Source organism: Kitasatospora sp. NPDC127035, assembly GCF_042726075.1.
In the GTDB taxonomy this organism is placed as follows: Bacteria; Actinomycetota; Actinomycetes; order Streptomycetales; family Streptomycetaceae; genus Kitasatospora.
In genome coordinates this window covers 135,429-155,306 of sequence record NZ_JBHXDN010000013.1, presented here as the reverse complement: position 1 = coordinate 155,306, position 19,878 = coordinate 135,429, and the positions used below count along the sequence as shown (strand labels likewise).

The following is a 19,878-nucleotide window of genomic DNA, read 5'->3' as shown; positions in this document are numbered from 1 at the left end:
GGGCGGCTTGCCCGCTCTGCCCCCCCGTGCCGCCCTGGGGCTTTCGGCGTTGTCGCGGGGTTTTTCACCCGGGCGGCCCGGGCCTCCGCTCGGGGCCCCGCCGTGTTGTGCTGTCCGGGAACCCGGTGGGCCGGTGCGGACAGGTGGGGGTGTGGAGCTGTCACAGCGGGGTCGGTTGAGGAGCGGGGACCAGTGGGCGTTCGGGGAGCTGTTCGACGAGACGGCGGGTGACCTGTACCGGTACGCGGTGCGGGTGTCGGGGGACTGGGCGGTCGCGGAGGACGTCGTCCAGCTGACCTTCCTGGAGGCGTGGCGGCTGCGCCACAGACTGCACGAGGGCGACGAGTCGGTGCGCCCCTGGCTGTTCGGGGTCGCCGCCAACGTGCTGCGCAACACGGCCCGTGCGGCCCGGCGGCACCGGGCCGCGATGGAGCGGTTGCCGGAGCGCGACGTGGTGCCGGACTTCGCCGACGAGCTGGTCGGGCGCCTCGACGACAGTGCCCAGCTGGCCGCCGCCCGGCGCGCCCTGGTCCGGTTGCGGAAGGCCGAGCGGGACGTGTTCGGCCTCTGCGTCTGGGCCGGGCTGGACTACGCGAGCGCCGCGGAGGCCCTCGGGGTGCCGATCGGGACGGTGCGTTCGCGGCTCTCGCGCGCCCGCACCAAGCTGCGTGCGCTGGCGGAGGAAGAGCTCGGAAGTGGACGGGAACTCCGCGCGGAGGTCGGACAGGTACGGGGTGGCCGCGTCGATGCGGCCCGGTCGACACGGGAGACGAACCGATGAACGAGCACGAACGTGCGGAGCTGGCGCGGCTGTTGCCGCCGCCGGCGCGGCCCGAACTCTCTGCCGACCGCCACCGGCTGTTGAGGGGACATCTGATGAGTGAGATCCGGGAGACGAAGCCCGCGCGGGTCCGACGCGGAAAGCTCGGCTGGGTGGCGGTTCCTGCCCTGGCGGGCGGTCTGGCGCTGGCGGTGGTGCTGACGGCGGGCGGCGGTGAGGGCAGCCCGCAGAAGCAGCAGCAGGTCCAGAGCCGGACCACCGGGGACACCACGCTGAACGCGGCCCCGGCCGCCGCCGTGCAGCTGCTGACGCAGGTCGCCGACACCGCGGCCGGCAAGCCCGACCAGAAGCCCGGCAAGAACCAGTTCGTCTACGTGGACAGCCTGGTCTCCTTCGCCACCGTCAACCTGGCCACCGGCGAGTCGACCATCGACAAGCCGCACCGCCGTCAGATCTGGCTCTCGGCGGACGGCAGCCAGTGGGGCGTGCTGAAGGAGGAGGGGAGGTCCCACGAGACGGGCGAGCGCAAGCCCGGGGACACGCGTCCCGCGCCGCGCACCGACGGCGGCGAGTGGGTCGACCCGACCACCAAGCCGAGCCTGAACGCTCCGACGTACGCGTACCTGGCCGGACTGCCGACCGACCCGGACGCGCTGCTGAAGAAGATCTACACGGAGACCAAGGGCCAGGGCCGGACCCCCGACCAGGAGGCCTTCACGACCATCGGCGACCTGCTGCGCGAGCAGCTGGCGCCGCCGGCGGTCAGCGCCGCGCTCTACCGGGCGGCGGCGAAGATCCCCGGGGTCACCGTGATCGACGACTCGGTGGACGCGTCAGGCCGGCACGGTGTGGCCGTGGCGCACGTGGACGGCGGCGTCCGGAGCGAGTGGATCTTCGACCCGAAGACCCACGAGTTCCTCGGCGAGCGTCTGGTCGTCGTCGGCGAGGGCAGCGACCTGGGCAAGCCGGGCACGGTGTCCGGGCACTCGGCGGTGCTGGGCCGCACGGTCACCGCCCAGGCCGGTGAGGAGCCGAAGCAGAAGAACGCCTGATCGCGTCGTCAGTGAAGCTGTGGGGCCCGGTGGAAGCGGGCCCCACAGCCGTTTTCGGTGCCGGTGCCCGGTGCCCCTGGTGCCCCGAGCCCGGTGCCCGGCGTGCCCGTGGGGTCAGCGCCCGGCCGCCCGCTGCAGCGCGCTGGCGAGCAGGGCGAGGTCGGTCGGCCCGTTGCCCAGCTCGCGCACCGGACGACGGGCCGGCGGCGCCCCCAGCTGGAGCGGGTCGATCGCGACGACGGTGGGCCGCAGGGTGGCGGTGCGCGGGATGCGGCCGCTGATCCGGGCGGTCTGGAACGCGGTCACGCCGCCGTCCGGCAGCCGCAGGTAGCCGCGGCCCGGGGTGGAGTCCGGCAGCGCGGCGGCGTCGCCGAGGTGGATGAGCAGGTCGGAGTCGGCCGGGTCGTCGGTGCGCAGCGCGATCCGCAGCAGGGCGGCCTCGTCGACCTCGGTGCCGGCGCTCTCCTCCGGGCGTCCGGTGGCCACCGCGAGGTGGACGCCGAGCGGGCCGCCGCGCCTGGCGACGGCGGCCAGTGCCCGGGCGAGCGGCCGGCCGGCCGGGGAGGTGGGGGAGAGCAGCGCGTCGTAGTCGTCGACCACGACGACGAGCCGGGCCGGGACCGGGCCGGCGGGTGCGGCCGGCGCGGCGGGCGGCGCCGGCGGTTCGGAGCTGCGGGGCTGGACGATCCGGGGCACGGACGGCGTGCCGCCCGCACCGACGACGGCGGGGACGGGGACGGCCGGCCGGTCGGCGTGGAGGGTGTCGTCGAGCCCCCCGTCGAGGATGCGGGTGGCGTGCCAGGAGGCGAAGTCCAGCCCGTCGAAGAGCCGCTCGCGCAGCACCAGCTCGTCCTCCAGCGCCTCGGCGGCGAGCAGCGCCGCGCGCGGGTCGGTGGCGGCGTTGACCAGCCCGGTGACGTGCGGCAGCTCGGTGCACCCGGCGAGGCCGTCCTCGCCGGCCCGGCCCTCGACGACGGTGACGGCCAGCCGCTCGGGGCGCTCGGAGACCGCCAGCGAGGCGATCAGGGTCCGCAGCAGCTCGGTCTTGCCGGAGCCGCGCGCGCCGCCGACCAGCAGGTGCGGGCCGCCCGGGTCGGGGGACGGGAGGGTGAGCTCCGGGTCGGCGAGGTCGAGGGTGCAGAGCTCGTCGCGCGTGGTGCCGAGCAGGGCGGTGGCGGCGCCGATGCCGCCGGCGTGCGCGTCCCAGCGGGCGGAGAGCTTGGCGGGGGTGACGGTGTCGAGCTGGAGCAGGTCGAGCAGGCGCAGGGCGTCCGGGAGCGGGCCGCGGGTGACGGGTGCGGCCTCGCGCAGCGGGGCGAGGACGCGGGCGAGCCGTTCGGCCCAGGCGTCCGAGACCGCGTCGAGGGAGACCTCGTGCAGGGTCTCCCGGCCGCGGGCGACCGGCCGGTCGAGCGAGAGCTGGGTGCCGACCTCGCCGGTGATCAGGGCGGTGGCGCCGATGCCGCGGGGCAGCAGTTCGGGCTGTTCGGCGAGGCAGACCGGGAAGATGCCGACGGCCGGGCCCTGTCGCAACAGCAGGTCGAGGGCCTGCCGGGCGGCCTGGCTGTTCGGGCGCCCGTCGACCACCACGACGGTGGCGGGGTGGCCGCCGAGACCGGTCGGGCCGGTGAGGCGGGTGGTGAGCTCGGTGAGCCGGGCGGTGGCCTGGTCGTCGTCGAGGCCGAGCAGCAGCCGGCAGTCCTGGCCGTCGGTGGGGCGCAGGTGGGGCAGCCAGAGCGCCCAGGCCCAGGTGTCGGCGCGGTCCTGCGGGGCGCGGGCCGGGTCGGCGTCGACCACGACGAGGCTGAGCCCGGTCGGCGGGTGCAGCGCCGCGAGCTGGGCGACGACGGCGCGGGTGAGCGCGTCGAGCCGGTCGCGCGGTCCGCTGAGGCCGAGGCTCCCGGCGGTCTGCAGGTCGAGCGTGACCGGGACGGCGGGCAGCACGGTGCCGGGGGAGGTGCCGGGGCCGCCGGGCCGGTCGGCGGTGCCGAGCCGCAGGGTGAGCGCGTCGGGGTGGCCGGGGCCGCGCTCCCAGAGCCGGGGGCCGGGGCCGAGCGCGTTGAGCAGCAGGGTGGCGAGGTCGGGCCAGCGCTCGCGCTGGGCGGCGGCCTGCCGGGTGCGGACGGCGGCGTGGTGGCGCTCGGCGCTCTCCTGGCCGGGCGGCTCGGCGGCGGTGCGGCCGAGCCGGAGCGAGAGCAGGCCGCGGCCCCGGCCGGTGGGCGGCTCCGGCGCGGCGGGCGGTTCGGCGGCGGGCGGCGCGGGGCGGACGGGCGCGGGGGCGGCGAGCTGGAGGTGGCCGTGGCCGTCGGGGAGCGCGGCGCGGGCGGGCGCCCCGGGGGCGTCCCCGGCCTCCGGGCCGGTGACCCGGAGGGTGGACTCGCCGATCCGGAGCAGTCCGGTGCCGTCGAGCGGGACGGCCTCCTCGGGCGGGCCGGGCGGCACGATCCGGCCGTCCACGGTGGTGCCGTTGGTCGAGCCGAGGTCGCGGACGGTCACCGTGCCGTCGTCGGCGAGGTGCAGGGAGAGGTGGAGCCGGGAGACGTCCGGGTCGTCGATCGGGACGTCGGCCTCGCCCGAACGGCCGACCCGGATCTCCCGGCCGTGCAGGCGGTGCACGCCGCCGGCGTCGGGGCCGCCGACCACCCGGAGCTCGGCGGCGGCCGGGCCGTCGTCGGGGTCGTCGGCGGTCGGGTCGGGTTCGTTGAGGCTGAGGACGGCGCCGTCCAGCAGCGGGGGGTGGCCGAGCAGCGTGTGCTCGTCCACCCGGTGCGCCCCGGCGTACAGGTGCACGTGGGTGGCGGCCCGCGGGCCGCGCACGCCCACGGCGCCCGCGAGCGCGCCCGCGAGGGATCCGAGCGCGGTGCCGACGGGCGCGGTGACCAGCACGTCGACGTAGGGGATGGCGGAGCCGGCGACTGCCGGTCCGCTGCGCGGTCGGAGGACGGTCAGCCGGATCTGCATCTCGCCCGCGGTCCCTTCTGCTGGTGTGACGCCTGGTGCCGCTGCCCCGGCCCGCCGCGAGTGACGTCGGCGTGGCCGGCACCGCATGGGCCACAAGAGTGGCGACTGTCATCCTGCCATCCGTCACGGACAGTCCGCGCACGGTACCGGATCTGACGATCTTGCGATCATCGCCATGGTGGAGGCGACGGAGGGTCAGGTCAACCGCCGCCCTGCCCGCGGCCGGGGCGAACGCGGCCGGAGGCCTCCGGGTCGTCCCCTAGGGGATGTCCCCCAACCCGGGCGAACCCCCTCGCCGGTCGCCTCAAAAACATGAACGGACACCGTTAGAGTGGCCGGAAACACGGGCCCGGCAGGCTCACCGCACCTGCGGGGGAGTGCCCCGCGCGGGCGGCACGGCGAGGAGTGCGACAGGTGCGGCCAGTCGGCAGCAAGTATGTGCTTGAGGAGACCCTCGGGCGGGGCGCCACCGGCACCGTCTGGCGCGGACGGGTCCGCGCCGACGTCGCCGTGCCCGGCAGCGAGCCGGGGCAGTCGGTCGCGATCAAGGTGCTGCGCGAGGAGCTCGCCGCCGACCCCGACGTCGTGATGCGCTTCCTGCGCGAGCGCTCGGTCCTGGTCCGGCTCACCCACCCGAACATCGTCAAGGTCCGCGACCTGGTCGTCGAGGGCGAGCTGCTCGCCCTGGTGATGGACCTGATCGACGGCCCCGACCTGGCCCGCTACCTGCGCGGCAACGGCCCGTTCAGCCCGATCGCCGGGGCCCTGCTGATGGCCCAGGTCGCCGACGCGCTGGCCGTCAGCCACGCCGACGGCATCGTCCACCGCGACCTCAAGCCGGCCAACGTCCTGCTCGCGACCGCCGTCGTGGACGGCACCGAGCAGATGCACCCGATGCTGACCGACTTCGGCATCGCCCGGCTCGCCGACTCCCCGGGCATCACCCGCAGCCACGAGTTCGTCGGCACCCCGGCCTACGTCGCCCCGGAGTCCGCGGAGGGCCGCCCGCAGACCTCCGCGGTGGACGTCTACGGCGCCGGGATCATGCTGTACGAGCTGGTCACCGGCCGCCAGCCGTTCCAGGGCGACAACCCGCTGGCCGTGCTCCAGGCCCACCTCGCCCAGGAGCCGCAGCGTCCGTCCACGATGCCCGAGCCGCTCTGGACGGTGATCGAGCGCTGCCTGCGCAAGGACCCGGCGCAGCGGCCGAGTGCCGTGACGCTGGCCCGCGCGCTGCGCGTGGTCGCGGCCGGGGTGGGCGTGCACGCCTCCCCGGCGGCGGTGGACGCGGCGCTGGCCGTCGGTGCCCTGCTCCAGCCGGACCGGCAGCCCGCCCCGGTGCCGGGCGCCCCGATGGGGGTGCCGGGCGGACCGTTCGGCGCGCCCGGCGCCGAGGACCGCACCCAGGTGCTCCCGGCAGGCCAGCCGGGCCAGCCGGGCCAGCCGGGCCAGCCCGGTCAGCCCGGTCAGTTCGGCCAGCCCGGCCAGGAGTACGACCCGGCGGCCGCGACGCGGGTGATGGGCACCCAGCCGCCCCCGTACGACCCGGCCGCCGCGACCCGGATGATGCCGCCCGTGCCGCCGCCCCCGCCCGGCCCGCCGCAGCCCGAGGCGCCGCACCCGTGGCAGACCCAGCTGCGCGCGGCCCGCGACCGCAACCAGCAGACCGAGGTCAGCTACTTCGCCCCCGAGGACTTCGACGCCCCGCCGGTCGCCCCGGCGCCGTACCAGGCCGGCGGGCGCCCGCCCGGCCCGCCGCAGGGCCACCAGGCGCCGCAGCAGGCCCCGCAGCAGCCGGGCGGCTACCGGCAGGCCCCGCCGCCGCCGGGCTACGCCCAGCGTCCGCCGGTCGCGCCGCCGCCCTACCAGGCACCTCCGGCGGGTCGTCCGCAGCCGCCCGGCGGCTACAACCGGCCGCCGCAGCACAACCAGGCCCCGCAGGGCGGCCGGCCGCCGCACGGACAGCCGCCCCAGCCGTACGGGCAGCAGGCCCCGGCCGGCCCGCAGGGCGGTCACCGTCCGGCGCCGCAGCAGTCCGCCCCGCCGGCGCCCCCGCGCCGGGCGGAGCCGCCCGCCCCCCAGCGCCGTGAGCCTCCGCAGCGCCGGGCCGAGCCGCCGCAGGAGCCGTCCCGCCGGGAGGCGGCGCCCGCCCGCGAACGGCGTCCGCGCAGCCGCAACCGGATGTACATCCCGGGCCTCGGCTGCCTGAAGGGCTGTCTGATGGTGCTGCTGGTCCTGGCGGTGGCCGCGGTGGCGCTGTGGAACTTCACCCCGCTGCCGGAGTACTGGGACAGCGTGCAGGGCTGGTTCTCCGACGCGAGCGACTGGGTGAGCCACCTGTTCGGCAACGCGAAGAACTGACGGCCGGCCCGGGGAGGCCGGCCCGGGGCGGGGCCCGCGGGGCCGACGACGGGGCCCGCCGGCCACCGGCCCCGCCGGGGGCGGTGCCGCGGGCCCGACCGGCAACGGGATTGACGCTATGTCGATAATTCACAAGATTTCTCGGCCCCCAGTACCCGCCGAGCACCGTCAGGCGGCCCCCGGAGGGCGCCCGGACGCGTAGGTTGGTCGCTGTTGTCCCGCCCCACCGAGCGCCCCGCACCCTCCCGGGACGCTCCCGCCGCCCACGGAGCAGCATTGGCACGCAAGATCGGCAGCCGCTACACCGTCCACCAGGTGATCGGCCGGGGCTCGGCCGGGACGGTCTGGCTCGGTGAGGGCCCGGACGGCCCGGTCGCGGTCAAGCTGCTCCGCGAGGACCTCGCGGCCGACCAGGTGCTGGTCGGCCGTTTCGTGCAGGAACGCGCGGCGCTCACCAGCCTCGACCACCCCCGGGTGGTCGGCGTGCGCGACATGGTGGTCGACGGCAACGACCTCGCGCTCGTCATGGAGCTGGTCCAGGGCACCGACCTGCGGTCCCGGCTGGAACGGGACGGCGCGCTCGCCCCGCAGACCGCAGTCTCGGTCATCGCGGACGTCGCCGACGGCCTGGCCGCCGCCCACGCGGCCGGCATCGTGCACCGCGACGTCAAGCCGGAGAACGTCCTGCTCGACCTCTCCGCAGCCCCCGGGCCCGGTGGCGCCCCGCGCGCCAAGCTGACCGACTTCGGCGTCGCCCGGCTGGTCGACGCCCCGCGCCGGACCCGTGCCACCCGGATCATCGGCACCCCCGACTACCTCGCCCCTGAGATCATCGAGGGCCTGGAACCGCGCGCGGCCGTCGACATCTACGCCCTCGCCACCGTGCTGTACGAGCTGCTGGCGGGCTTCACCCCGTTCGGCGGCGGCCACACCGGCGCGGTGCTGCGCCGGCACGTCACCGAGCAGGTGCCGCCGATCCCGGGCCTGCCCGACGGCCTCTGGCGGATCATCGCCGAGTGCCTGGCCAAGGCCCCCGCCTCCCGGCTGCGCGCGGCCGAGCTGGCCACCCGGCTGCGCGAGCAGCTGCCCGCGATGGCCGGGCTGCCGGTGCTGGCCGTCCCGCAGCAGGGCCGCCCGGCGGCCGAGGAGCAGCTCACCCCGGGCGAGGCGGTGTACGCCGAGGTGGACGCCGGACCGGGCACCCACAAGCGGCGGCGCGGCCCGGCCGTCCCGCTGGTCCCGGGGGCCGCCCCGGACTCCACCCGGGACACCCACACCAGCCTGCGCCGCCCCTCCGCGGACGAGCTGGCCTCGTACGCGGCCGAGTCGCGGGCGCAGCGGACCGCCCCGGGCGCGGCGCACCGCCGGGACCGCCAGGCGCTGCTGCGCCGCCGCCGGATGCTGGCGGTCCTGCTGGCCACGGTGCTGCTGCTGGCCGGCGCCGCGGCGGCCTGGACCGCGTTCGCCGCCACCGTTCCGGACGCCGGGCCGGGTCCCCGCCCGGCCGTCGTCCCGACGGCGCCGCGGGCCCCTTAGGGCGCCGCGACCCTGCCCCGCGGGGCAGAGCCGGACGGCCCCGGGGGACGTCCCGCAGGCCCGTCGGGGCGGGCCGGGCGGCGCGCTCGCGGGCCCGGACGCCCCCCGGGGTCGTCCGGTGCCTCCCGGGAACCATTACCCTGGGGGCGTGGCAGCCGTCGATCCTTCCGAAGAGCTCAAGAACCTCGAAACGACCATGGGGTCGATCGAGGCCGTCCTCGACCTGGACAAGATCCGGGCCGACATCGCGGTCCTGGAGGAGGAGGCAGCGGCCCCCAACCTGTGGGACGACCTCGCGAACGCGCAGAAGGTGACCAGCAGGCTCTCCTTCCTCCAGGGTGAACTGCGCAGGGTCGAGGGCCTGCGCAGCCGCATCGACGACCTGGGCGTCCTGTTCGAACTGGCCGAGGCCGAGAACGACGCGGACACCCGCGTCGAGGCCGAGACCGAGTTGGCGGCCGTCGGCAAGGCGGTCGAGGAGCTGGAGGTCCGCACCCTCCTCTCCGGCGAGTACGACGCCCGTGAGGCGCTGATCAACATCCGTGCCGAGGCCGGTGGCGTGGACGCCGCCGACTTCGCCGAGCAGCTCATGCGCATGTACCTGCGCTGGGCCGAGCGCCACGGCTACCCGACCGAGGTCTACGACACCTCGTACGCGGAGGAGGCCGGCATCAAGTCCGCCACCTTCACCGTCAAGGCCCCGTACGCCTACGGCACCCTCTCGGTCGAGCAGGGCACCCACCGCCTGGTCCGCATCTCGCCCTTCGACAACCAGGGCCGCCGGCAGACCTCGTTCGCCGGTGTCGAGGTGCTCCCGGTCGTCGAGCAGTCCGACCACGTCGACATCGACGAGGGCGAGCTGCGCATCGACGTGTACCGCGCGTCCGGCCCGGGCGGTCAGGGCGTCAACACCACCGACTCGGCGGTGCGCATCACGCACCTCCCGACCGGCGTGGTGGTCTCCTGCCAGAACGAGCGCTCGCAGATCCAGAACAAGGCGTCCGCGATGAACGTCCTCCAGGCGAAGCTGCTGGAGCGGCGCCGCCAGGAGGAGCGGGCGGCGATGGACGCCCTCAAGGACAGCGGCAGCTCCTGGGGCAACCAGATGCGCTCCTACGTGCTGCACCCGTACCAGATGGTCAAGGACGTCCGGACCGAGTACGAGGTCGGCAACCCGCAGGGCGTGCTGGACGGCGACATCGACGGCTTCATCGAGGCCGGCATCCGCTGGCGCAAGCAGCGCGAGACCGCCGCGCAGCAGTAGGACGGCGGTTCCCCGCGCAACAGCGGAACCGCGGACCAGGTGAGACGGAGAGGCCCCCGACCGGCAAGCGGTCGGGGGCCTCTCCGATGTGGTGCGTCCCGGTCAGGCCAGCGCCTGCCGCGCGAGCAGCGCCACCGCGAGCAGTCCGGCCAGGACGGCCAGCAGCATCGCGGGGGAGAGCGCGGCGAACGGGTTCTGCTGCTCCTGCAGCCTGGCCCGGGTGGCACGGCACGTGGGGCAGCGGCCCTCGCTCACTCGGCCGTTGCAGTTGGCGCACACCAGATGGTCGCAGGTCATGCGATCTCCTCCTCGCTGCTACAGCCAACGCACCGGACCGGGCCTTGGTTCCTTCATGTGCCCTGTGCGGGGGATCGGTCAACCCCGACCGCCACCTCCACTCTGCCAGGTTCTCCGCATTCCGGCCCCCGGGCTGTGAGATGGCTCCCAATATTCGGGGCAAAGCCGGTCATTCTCCCCCAGGTTTCCGGTTCCGTCGAGGCCCGAGCCTGCGAGCGCGGCGTCGCTTCGCGTATGGTCCCAAGCCGGGAGCGGCCCTTTCGCTCCCCTCGCCCGCCCCTGGGCCGGGCAAGCCGAGGGGTGGACCGACCGAGGACTGGCGCCGCCTAGGATGGCCTCCGTGATGCAGCCGTGATCAGATTCGACAACGTCTCCAAGACCTATCCCAAGCAGAATCGTCCCGCCCTGGACAACGTCTCGCTGGAGATCGAGAAGGGTGAGTTCGTCTTCCTGGTCGGCTCGTCCGGCTCGGGCAAGTCCACCTTCCTGCGCCTCTGCCTGCGCGAGGAGCGCCCCAGCACGGGCGAGGTGCACGTGCTCGGCAAGGACCTGGGCAAGCTCTCCAACTGGAAGGTGCCGCACATGCGCCGCCAGCTGGGCACCGTCTTCCAGGACTTCCGCCTGCTGCCGAACAAGACGGTCTCGCAGAACGTGGCCTTCGCCCTCGAAGTGATCGGCAAGCCGAAGAGCGCCATCAACAAGGTGGTGCCCGAGGTGCTCGACCTGGTCGGCCTCGGCGGCAAGGAGGACCGCATGCCGGGCGAGCTGTCCGGTGGTGAGCAGCAGCGCGTGGCGATCGCCCGGGCGTTCGTGAACCGCCCGATGCTGCTGATCGCGGACGAGCCCACCGGCAACCTCGACCCGCAGAACTCGATCGGCATCATGAAGCTGCTCGACCGGATCAACCGCACCGGCACCACCGTGCTGATGGCCACCCACGACCAGGCCATCGTCGACCAGATGCGCAAGCGCGTCATCGAGCTCGACAAGGGGCTGCTGGTCCGCGACCAGGCCCGCGGCGTCTACGGATACCAGCACTGATCCCTCAGCGCTGAGCCCGTGGGCAGCCCGCCCGCCTCGCCCGACCAGCAGTACCGACCCTGGAGTTGTTGAACGCATGCGCGCCCAGTTCGTCCTGTCGGAGATCGGTGTGGGTCTCCGCCGCAACCTGACGATGACCATCGCGGTGGTCGTCAGTGTCGCGCTCTCCCTCGCCCTCGCCGGTGCCTCGCTCCTGGTCCGGGACCAGGTGAACTCCATGAAGGGGTACTGGTACGACAAGGTCGAGGTCAGCATCTACTTCTGCACCAAGTCGGACGCCCGCAACTCGCCGCAGTGCCAGGCGGGCGCGGCCACCGACCAGCAGATCGCCGAGATCAAGACCCAGCTGGACAAGATGGACTCGGTGGTCCAGTCCTCGACCTTCGAGAACTCCGCCGAGGCGTACAAGCACTGGAAGGAGATGAACCCGGACAACCCGCTCATCTCCGTCCTCGGCCCGGAGGCCATCCCGCAGTCCTGGCGGGTGAAGCTCAAGGACCCGACCAAGTACGACGTCATCCAGAGCGCCTTCGCCGGCAAGCCCGGCGTGAAGTCGGTCGAGGACCAGCGGAAGATCCTGGAGAACCTCTTCGGTCTGCTGAACGGTCTGCAGACGGCGGCGTTCGTGATCATGGTGCTGATGCTCTTCGTCGCCCTGCTGCTGATCGTCAACACCGTTCGGGTGTCGGCGTACAGCAGGCGGCGTGAGACCGGCATCATGCGCCTGGTCGGTGCCTCGAACTTCTACGTGCAGATGCCGTTCATCGCCGAGGCCGCGTTCTCCGCGCTGCTCGGTGCGGTGATGGCCTCCGGCCTGCTGCTCTGCGGCCACTTCTTCGTCCACAGCTGGCTGGCCGAGCGGGTCCAGTTCATCAACTTCATCGGGCTCGGCTCGGTGCTGGCGGTGATACCGCTGCTGGTGGTGGTCGGCATGGCGATGGCCGGCATCGCGGCCTTCTTCACCCTGCGGAAGTACCTCAAGGTCTAGCACCGCCTCAAGGCCCGGCACCGCGCCGGGCCCGACGGCTCCGAGGGCCCCGGCGGCCCCGGACGGCACTGCGCCGTCCGGGGCCGCCGCCGTTCCGCCGCCGACCGTTCCGGCCCGGTGTGCTCCGCGCTGCGCCTACACTCCGATTCCATGCCAGTAACTCCGCGCGGGGCCCGTCAGGTGGCCACCCTCAGCCTGGTGTTCGGTGTGGTGCTGCTGGCCGGCGCCGCCACCGGCGCCTGGGGGGAGCCGGGCACGCCGGGCCGGCCGCCGTCGGCGGACACCGCCCGGGTCGCCGCCGCGACCCTCGGGGCGGGCCAGGACCCGGCCGGCGCCGACCTGTCCGAACAGCAGGCCGAGCACCTCATCGGTGCGGTCGGCGACCGCTGGGGCGCCTACTACAGCGCGCAGGAGTACGCCGAGTTCAGCCAGGGCCTGGGCGGCCGCTACGTCGGGGTCGGCCTCTCGGTCGGCCGCGGCCAGGACGGCGCCACCGCCGTCTCCCGGGTGCAGCCCGCCGGGCCCGCCGCCGCCGCCGGGATCGCGGTCGGCGACCGGCTGCTGCGGATCGGCGCCGACCAGGCCGACCACCTGCCCGTCACCGAGGTGGTCGCCCGGTTGCGCGGACGCGAGGACGGCGAGCGGCAGGTCGGCTCCGAGGTGGTCCTGGCGGTGCAGCGGGGGGAGGGCGAGGTCCGCGAGGTGCGCCTGCGCCGGGCCCTGCTGGACAGTCAGCAGGTGGCCGCCGAACGCCTGGCGGGCGGCGTCGTCCGGGTCACCGTCCGGGCCTTCACCAGCGGGGTGGCCGAGCAGGTCCGGGCCGCCGTGCGTGACGCGCGGGCCGGGGTGGTGCTCGACCTGCGCGGCAACTCCGGCGGGCTGGTCGAGGAGGCCGCCGGCACCGCCGGGGTCTTCCTGGACGGCGGCCCGGTCGGCTCCTACCAGGACCGCGGGGGGACGCGCGAGCTGACCGCCCCGCCCGGCGGGGACCAGCGCACACCGCTCGTCGTCCTGGTGGACGGCGGCACGATGAGCGCCGCCGAGCTGCTCACCGGAGCGCTCCAGGACCGCGGCCGGGCCGTGGTGGTCGGGAGCAGGACGTTCGGCAAGGGCACCGTGCAGCAGCCCAGCCGGCTCGCCGACGGCGCGGTGCTGGAACTGACCGTCGGCCGCTACTTCACCCCGGCCGGCCGCTCCCCGGAGGGCACCGGCCTGGCCCCGGACGTGCCCGCGGCCGACGCCGAGGACACCGCCGGACTCGCCCTGCGGGTGCTCGCCGGCCTGGGCACCCGCGCCTGAACCCCGGCGCGCGCGCCCAAAAGGGGCTGCCCCGACCGGCCCCGAAGTGCGAGAATGGCCGACGCTATGGCAAAGGAAACCGGACAGAAGCTGATCGCGCAGAACAAGAAGGCGCGACACGAGTACACCATCCTCGACACCTACGAGTGCGGTCTCGTGCTCACCGGCACCGAGGTGAAGTCACTGCGCGAGGGTCGGGCCAACCTGGTCGACGGCTACGCGTACATCCAGAACCACGAGGCGTGGATCGACAACGTCTTCATCCCCGAGTACACCCAGGGGACGTGGACCAACCACGCGGCACGGCGCAAGCGCAAGCTGCTCCTGCACAGGATGGAGATCCAGAAGATCGAGGCGAAGGTCCGGGACGCGGGCCACACCCTCGTCCCGCTCTCGCTGTACTTCAAGGACGGCCGGGTGAAGCTCGAACTGGCGCTCGCGATCGGCAAGAAGCTCTACGACAAGCGGCAGACCCTGAGGGAGAAGCAGGACACCCGCGAGACGGCCCGCGCGGTGGCGGCGGCCCGCCGGCGTCAGAGCTGACACGGACGGCTCGGCGTTAATCGGCTGGACCCTCGCCCGTCGCCTCGCGTAGTATGGCGGCAGCACCACGGACGGTCAACGTCCTGTTGTTTCTCAAAAAAACATGGGGATGATCGGTTTCGACAGGGGAAGTCGAAACAGGAGAAGCGAGCCGAGGAACGCGGCAATGATCTCGTTAACCACGTGTCGCAAACAAATAATCGCCAACTCTAAGAGCGATTCCCAGCAGTTCGCTCTCGCTGCCTAATAAGCTCCGATAGCGCTTGGGTGTCAGACCGGGGAGTTCCCGACCCGGACCCTGGCATAATCTAGGGAACTCAACCGTCCACCCGGGCTGCGGGGGTGGATGGGAAATCAAACAGTAGCTGGGCCTGTTGGCGGCTTGTCCGCGTGACTGCCAGGGCCGAGAAAATCACAGCGGACTGCGCTCGGAGAAGTCCTGAATCCACTCCACTGGACCCGGGTTCGATTCCCGGCATCTCCACCACCCCATGTTCACAGTGTGCAGGCCGCCCACCGCTCAGCGGTGGGCGGCCTGCATGTTTTTCGCTCCCGATGCGGCGCGCCACCGCGGTCGCGGCGTAGGATCTTCCGTCCGCTCGTTTCCCAGAGCCGGACTCCCGCCGCAACCACCGAGGCCATGCAGAGCAACACGGACACCAGCAACACGGGCAGCGCCGCCATCGACCACGAGACGGTCCGCGCGCGAGAGATCGCCGGGGAGCAGCGCCACCTCGACACCGTCTACCACCGCCTGGAGGAGAAACTCGCCGAGGCCGAGTACATCCTGGAGGACGCCGCCAAGCGCGTGCACGTCGGCACCCCCGGCGCGCTCGCCGAGCGGGACGCCCAGGTGTACCGGGCCGGCGCGCACCTCCAGCGGCTCAACAACGAGTTCGAGGACTTCCTCTTCGGTCGGATCGACCTCCAACAGCCGGATGCCCCGGAGGAGCACGGCATCCCCTCCAACACCCCGCTCGACCCGGCCGACCCGGCCGTCGCCGAGACCCTGCACATCGGCCGGCTCGGAGTGCTGGACGCCGAGTACGGGCCGCTGGTGATCGACTGGCGGGCCCCGGCCGCGGCGCCGTTCTACCGGTCGACCCCGCTGGAGCCCGGTCGGGTGATCCGCCGCCGGGTGATCCGCTCCAAGGGCCGCAAGGTGATCGGCGTCGAGGACGACCTGCTCCGCCCCGACCTCACGCCCACGCTGGGCGGCGAGGAACTGGCGGTGGTCGGCGACGGCGCACTGATGGCCTCCCTGGGCCGCGCCCGCAGCCACTCGATGCGCGACATCGTCTCCTCCATCCAGAAGGAGCAGGACGAGGTGATCCGCGCCCCCGCGGCCGGGGCCACGCTCGTCACCGGCGGGCCCGGTACCGGCAAGACCGCCGTGGCCCTGCACCGCGCCGCCTTCCTGCTCTACCAGGACCGCCGCCGCTACGCCGGGGGCATCCTGGTGGTCTCGCCGACCCCGCTGCTGGTCTCCTACACCGAGGGCGTGCTGCCCTCGCTGGGCGAGGAGGGCCAGGTCGCCGTCCGCGCGGTCGGTTCGCTGGTGGACGGCATCGAGGCGGGCACCTACGACACCCCGGAGGCGGCCCGGATCAAGGGCTCGGCCCGGATGACGCACCTGCTGCGCCGGGCCGCCCGGGGCGTGCTGGAGCTGGGCGCGCCGCAGGAGCTGAAGGTGGTCGCGCGCGGCGAGGTGCTGCGGCTGGACGCCGGCCGGCTCAAGGCGGTGCGCGGCAACGTCATCGGCTCGGGCGGCACCCCGCTGAACCTGCTCCGCCCGCGGGCCCGCCGGCTGCTGCTGGACGCGCTCTGGCAGGAGGTCACCCGCCACCTGCCCAGACCCACCGACCACTACGCCCGCGAGCAGCGTCAGGAGGAGAAGGAGTCCTTCGACGACTACGTCTCGGACGAGCCGCCGTTCCTGAACTTCCTGGACGCCTGGTGGCCCGTGGTCACCCCGCGCCGGGTGCTCGGCACGCTGAAGCGGACCCGGCACACCAACCGGATCGCCCGCCGCGCCGTCACCCCCGAGGAGGCGAGGGTGCTGGCCGAGTCCTGGCGGCACCTGTCCGAGCAGGGCGAGGGCGCGCTCTCCGCGCACGACGTGGCGCTGGTGGACGAGCTGCAGGTGCTGCTCGGCGAGGCGGCCCGGCCGAAGGTGCGCGAGGTCGACGCGGTGGACCTGCTGACCGGGCTGGAGGAGGTCACCACCTTCGCCGACCGCTCGTCGAGGCAGCGCGACCGCATGCCGCTGGAGCGCACCGAGTACGCGCACATCATCGTCGACGAGGCGCAGGACCTCACCCCGATGCAGTGGCGGATGATCGGCCGCCGGGCCCGGACGGCCACGTGGACCATCGTCGGCGACCCGGCGCAGTCCTCCTGGCCGTTCCCGCAGGAGGCCCAGGCCGCGCTGGACGACGTGCTGTCCGGCAAGCCGCGCCGCCGCTACACGCTGACGGTGAACTACCGGAACCCGGCCGAGATCGCGGAGGTGGCGGCCAAGGTCCTGGCCCTGGCGGCGCCCGGCACGCCGTCACCGAGCGCGGTGCGGCACGTGGGTGTCGAGCCGCGGTTCACGGCGGTGACCGACCCGGCGCCGGAGGCGTTCGGCGCGGCGTGCCGGGCCGAACTGGAGCGGCTGCTGGGCGAGGTGGACGGCACGGTGGCCGTCGTGGTGCCGATGGACCGGCGGGCCGAGGCGGCCGGCTGGACCGCGGGGCTGGGCGAGCGCGTGGTGGCGCTGGGCAGCCTGGAGGCCAAGGGCCTGGAGTACGACGCGACCGTGGTCGCCGACCCGACCGGCATCGCCGGGGAGTCGGAGGCGGGGCTGCGGGTGCTCTACGTGGCGCTGACCCGGGCCACCCAGCGGCTGACGGTGCTGTCCGGTCCGGACGACCTGCCGGACGCGGCCGGCGTGCCCGCGCTGCTGCGCGACTGACGGGCCGTCGGGCGGGCCCTCGCCGGGGCCCGCCCGACGGGTGCGTCCCCGGCGCGCCGACGGCCCCCGTCGACACCGAAGGCCCCTCACCCGCCGGGTGAGGGGCCTTCAGGAGCTACGACACCGACCCGCCATGCTCGCCTCGCGGCAAGTGGTCCCTCGAAGGGACGAAGGTTGGGCCCGGGGGCTTGGATCGAGCCGGTGTCCCGTCCAATGTAACGCATCGGGCCGCTGAGGCAAGAAGTTGTCGGGTCCGCACACTCAATGAACGTTATTTCTGACTACGCCCTGGTAGGTGCGACGATCGAGGTCTAGCATGCGCAGGCGAGAGCCCTCAACAATTTGTTGAACTCGCAGACGGACGGACGGAAGAAGGAACGTCGATGGCGACGGTGCCCAGTGTCTCGAACTCGATCACGGTGCGGCTGGAGGTTCCGGCCAGAGGCAACGCCGTCAGCGCGATCACCACGGCGGTCGAGTCCTCCGGCGGTTCGGTGACGGGTCTCGACGTGACCGCCTCCGGCCTGGAGGCGCTGCGGATCGACGTGACGGTGGCCGCCTTCTCGGTCGCGCACGGCGAGGAGATCGTCGAGAAGCTCCGGGCCATCGACGGCGTGGCGATCGGCAAGGTGTCGGACCGGACCTTCCTGATGCACCTCGGCGGCAAGATCGAGATGTCCTCGAAGCTGCCGATCCGCAACCGTGACGACCTCTCGATGATCTACACCCCGGGGGTCGCCCGGGTCTGCCTGGCGATCGCCGAGAACCCCGAGGACGCGCGCCGCCTCACGATCAAGCGCAACAGCGTCGCCGTGGTCACCGACGGCTCGGCCGTGCTGGGCCTGGGCAACATCGGTCCGGCCGCCGCCCTGCCGGTGATGGAGGGCAAGGCCGCCCTGTTCAAGCGGTTCGCCGGCATCGACGCCTGGCCGATCTGCCTGGACACCCAGGACACCGACGAGATCGTGGCCGTCGTCAAGGCGATCGCCCCGGGCTTCGCCGGCATCAACCTGGAGGACATCTCGGCGCCGCGCTGCTTCGAGATCGAGGCCCGGCTGCGCGAGGCCCTGGACATCCCGGTCTTCCACGACGACCAGCACGGCACCGCGATCGTGGTGCTGGCGGCCCTCACCAACGCGCTCAAGGTGGTCGGCAAGGAGATCGCCGACATCCGGGTGGTGATGTCGGGCGCCGGCGCCGCCGGTACCGCGATCCTCAAGCTGCTGCTGGCCGCCGGCGTCGAGCACGCCACGGTGGCGGACGTGAGGGGCGTGGTCCACGAGGGCCGCGACGACCTCAACGAGAGCCTGCGCTGGATCGCCGAGCACACCAACCGCTCGGGCCGCACCGGCAGCCTCAAGGAGGCCGTGGCGGACGCCGACGTCTTCATCGGCGTCTCGGCCCCGAACGTGCTGGACGGCGACGACCTGGCCACCATGGCCGAGGACGCGATCGTCTTCGCGCTGGCCAACCCGGACCCGGAGGTCGACCCGGCGGTGGCCCGCCAGACCGCCGCGGTGGTCGCCACCGGCCGCAGCGACTTCCCGAACCAGATCAACAACGTGCTGGTCTTCCCGGGTGTCTTCCGCGGCCTGCTGGACGCCCAGAGCCGCACGGTCAACACCGAGATGATGATCGCCGCCGCCCGGGCGCTGGCCGCCACCGTCGGCGACGACGAGCGGAACCCGAACTACATCATCCCGAGCGTGTTCCACAAGGACGTCGCCAAGACCGTGGCCTCCGCCGTCCGGGACGCCGCCCTGGCCGCGGCCTCGGAGGCGCCCGCCCCGTGGCGGCCGACCCCGGGCATCGTGGGGACGCTCGACACCTCGTCCTTCCCCTCCGTCAAGCTCTGACCGGGCCGCTCGGCCCGTGTCGCGCATCGGTCAAATGACCGAATAGCGACCTTACCCGCCCAATCCCGCCCCGAACCCTTGCGACACAAGGGCGAGGGGCGTGTTTGGGCTTGTCGGACCTAGGGCGTACGGTAGCCCTGCACGGGGCAGGCGTGTCCGACAAGTACGGAACGTCCCCCTGGTCTTCCGGCGCGTCGTCCCGACCGCCGCCCGCGCCCGGTCCGCCGGAGCCGACGGAGCGTCACACCTCCGGCGGGCGGGCGCTGTTCGGGTCGTGACGCCGGGGCCCGATTGGCTTTCTCGGGGCCGGTCGGGGCAGGATTCGTATCCGGGCAGGCAGGCGGGCCTTCGAGGGCACGGCGCGCGGCACTGGGTGCGGACCCGGCCCGCGACCACGCATTGCCTGCATGAGCACAGTGTGCGGACCTGCGGCCCATCCGGGTGCCCCCCGGTGGGAGCACCGATGGGCCCCCGCACACCGCAAGCGAACAGACCACAGGAGTACACATGAACCGCAGTGAGCTGGTGGCCGCGCTGTCCGAGCGCGCCGAGGTGACCCGCAAGGACGCCGACGCCGTTCTGGCCGCCTTCGCCGAGATCGTCGGCGAGGTCGTCGCCAAGGGCGACGAGAAGGTCACCATCCCCGGTTTCCTGACCTTCGAGCGCACCCACCGCGCCGCCCGCACCGCCCGCAACCCGCAGACCGGCGAGCCGATCCAGATCCCCGAGGGTTACAGCGCCAAGGTCAGCGCCGGCTCCAAGCTGAAGGAAGCCGCCAAGGGCGCCTGAACCACCCCTTGAACGCCTGAGAGGCCGGGCTCCCCGTGAGGGGGGCCCGGCCTCTCGCCGTGGGGCGCCCCCCGGCGGGGGGCCGCGGCCCGGGCGGGGGCCCCCCCCCGGCTCGCGCGGGTGGGCCGTGGGGGGGGCGGGTATAAAAAAAACC

The 19,878-nt window shown here is 73.9% G+C and carries 14 protein-coding genes and 1 other RNA gene; 13 read left to right on the top strand and 2 right to left on the bottom strand.

The features are described from left to right. Positions 1-151 precede the first annotated feature (151 nt). Positions 152-781, top strand: a complete 630-nt coding sequence (locus ACFWIC_RS11920) for an RNA polymerase sigma factor (protein ID WP_329883572.1) — start codon at positions 152-154, stop codon at positions 779-781. Next, on the top strand, positions 778-1,833 hold the full coding sequence (locus ACFWIC_RS11915; RefSeq protein ID WP_329952515.1) for a CU044_5270 family protein: 1,056 nt from the start codon (positions 778-780) through the stop codon (positions 1,831-1,833). Before ACFWIC_RS11920 ends, ACFWIC_RS11915 begins: the two co-directional genes overlap by 4 nt. A 114-nt stretch (positions 1,834-1,947) precedes the next feature. Here the strand turns inward: ACFWIC_RS11915 and ACFWIC_RS11910 are convergent, their stop codons facing one another. After that, positions 1,948-4,794, bottom strand: a complete 2,847-nt coding sequence (locus tag ACFWIC_RS11910; RefSeq protein ID WP_380518003.1) for an FtsK/SpoIIIE domain-containing protein — start codon at positions 4,792-4,794, stop codon at positions 1,948-1,950. A 414-nt stretch (positions 4,795-5,208) separates the two neighbouring features. Here ACFWIC_RS11910 and ACFWIC_RS11905 point away from each other — a divergent pair, with 414 nt between their 5' ends. The 3 genes from ACFWIC_RS11905 (at position 5,209) to prfB (ending at position 9,955) form a co-directional block, all read left to right on the top strand. Next, a complete protein-coding gene (locus tag ACFWIC_RS11905; RefSeq protein ID WP_380518000.1) occupies positions 5,209-7,155 on the top strand; it encodes a protein kinase in 1,947 nt (648 codons plus the stop codon). A gap of 276 nt (positions 7,156-7,431) precedes the next feature. Continuing rightward, positions 7,432-8,691 carry a serine/threonine-protein kinase gene (locus tag ACFWIC_RS11900; RefSeq protein ID WP_329952512.1) on the top strand — a complete coding sequence of 420 codons (1,260 nt, stop codon included), beginning with the start codon at positions 7,432-7,434 and terminating at the stop codon, positions 8,689-8,691. 148 nt (positions 8,692-8,839) lie between these two features. Beyond that, a complete protein-coding gene (gene prfB, locus ACFWIC_RS11895) occupies positions 8,840-9,955 on the top strand; it encodes a peptide chain release factor 2 (RefSeq protein ID WP_329883744.1) in 1,116 nt (371 codons plus the stop codon). Positions 9,956-10,057: 102 nt separating this feature from the next. Here prfB and ACFWIC_RS11890 read toward each other — a convergent pair whose 3' ends face one another. Next, positions 10,058-10,252 carry a hypothetical protein gene (locus ACFWIC_RS11890; RefSeq protein ID WP_329883576.1) on the bottom strand — a complete coding sequence of 65 codons (195 nt, stop codon included), beginning with the start codon at positions 10,250-10,252 and terminating at the stop codon, positions 10,058-10,060. A 351-nt stretch (positions 10,253-10,603) separates the two neighbouring features. Between ACFWIC_RS11890 and ftsE the strand changes: the two genes are divergently transcribed. From ftsE to ACFWIC_RS11850, 8 genes are all read left to right on the top strand, one after another. Beyond that, positions 10,604-11,293, top strand: coding sequence for a cell division ATP-binding protein FtsE (gene ftsE, locus ACFWIC_RS11885; RefSeq protein WP_329883577.1), 690 nt, complete (start codon positions 10,604-10,606; stop codon positions 11,291-11,293). 76 nt (positions 11,294-11,369) lie between these two features. Next, the gene (ftsX, locus tag ACFWIC_RS11880) at positions 11,370-12,281 is read left to right on the top strand and encodes a permease-like cell division protein FtsX (protein WP_329883578.1); all 912 of its coding nucleotides are present in this window, start codon (positions 11,370-11,372) and stop codon (positions 12,279-12,281) included. A gap of 150 nt (positions 12,282-12,431) precedes the next feature. Further along, positions 12,432-13,580: a S41 family peptidase gene (locus ACFWIC_RS11875; protein WP_355399116.1), complete on the top strand. Its 1,149-nt coding sequence runs from the start codon at positions 12,432-12,434 to the stop codon at positions 13,578-13,580. Positions 13,581-13,646: 66 nt separating this feature from the next. After that, entirely contained in the window at positions 13,647-14,123 is a 477-nt protein-coding gene (smpB, locus tag ACFWIC_RS11870) for an SsrA-binding protein SmpB (protein ID WP_329883580.1), read from the top strand. Positions 14,124-14,228: 105 nt separating this feature from the next. Next, positions 14,229-14,610: a transfer-messenger RNA gene (gene ssrA, locus ACFWIC_RS11865) on the top strand. A gap of 153 nt (positions 14,611-14,763) precedes the next feature. Continuing rightward, the gene (locus tag ACFWIC_RS11860; RefSeq protein ID WP_329952510.1) at positions 14,764-17,079 is read left to right on the top strand and encodes a UvrD-helicase domain-containing protein; all 2,316 of its coding nucleotides are present in this window, start codon (positions 14,764-14,766) and stop codon (positions 17,077-17,079) included. 383 nt (positions 17,080-17,462) lie between these two features. After that, a complete protein-coding gene (locus ACFWIC_RS11855) occupies positions 17,463-18,935 on the top strand; it encodes an NAD-dependent malic enzyme (protein ID WP_329952509.1) in 1,473 nt (490 codons plus the stop codon). 507 nt (positions 18,936-19,442) lie between these two features. Then, the gene (locus ACFWIC_RS11850; RefSeq protein WP_030308200.1) at positions 19,443-19,724 is read left to right on the top strand and encodes an HU family DNA-binding protein; all 282 of its coding nucleotides are present in this window, start codon (positions 19,443-19,445) and stop codon (positions 19,722-19,724) included. Positions 19,725-19,878: the final 154 nt, after the last annotated feature.

Coding starts and splice junctions, on each gene's coding strand:
- ACFWIC_RS11890 (WP_329883576.1), bottom strand. CDS start 10,252: ATGACCTGCGACCATCTGGTGTGCGCCAACTGCAACGGCCGAGTGAGC.
- ACFWIC_RS11875 (WP_355399116.1), top strand. CDS start 12,432: ATGCCAGTAACTCCGCGCGGGGCCCGTCAGGTGGCCACCCTCAGCCTG.
- ACFWIC_RS11915 (WP_329952515.1), top strand. CDS start 778: ATGAACGAGCACGAACGTGCGGAGCTGGCGCGGCTGTTGCCGCCGCCG.
- smpB (WP_329883580.1), top strand. CDS start 13,647: ATGGCAAAGGAAACCGGACAGAAGCTGATCGCGCAGAACAAGAAGGCG.
- ftsX (WP_329883578.1), top strand. CDS start 11,370: ATGCGCGCCCAGTTCGTCCTGTCGGAGATCGGTGTGGGTCTCCGCCGC.
- ACFWIC_RS11855 (WP_329952509.1), top strand. CDS start 17,463: ATGGCGACGGTGCCCAGTGTCTCGAACTCGATCACGGTGCGGCTGGAG.
- ACFWIC_RS11850 (WP_030308200.1), top strand. CDS start 19,443: ATGAACCGCAGTGAGCTGGTGGCCGCGCTGTCCGAGCGCGCCGAGGTG.
- ACFWIC_RS11860 (WP_329952510.1), top strand. CDS start 14,764: ATGCAGAGCAACACGGACACCAGCAACACGGGCAGCGCCGCCATCGAC.
- ACFWIC_RS11910 (WP_380518003.1), bottom strand. CDS start 4,794: ATGCAGATCCGGCTGACCGTCCTCCGACCGCGCAGCGGACCGGCAGTC.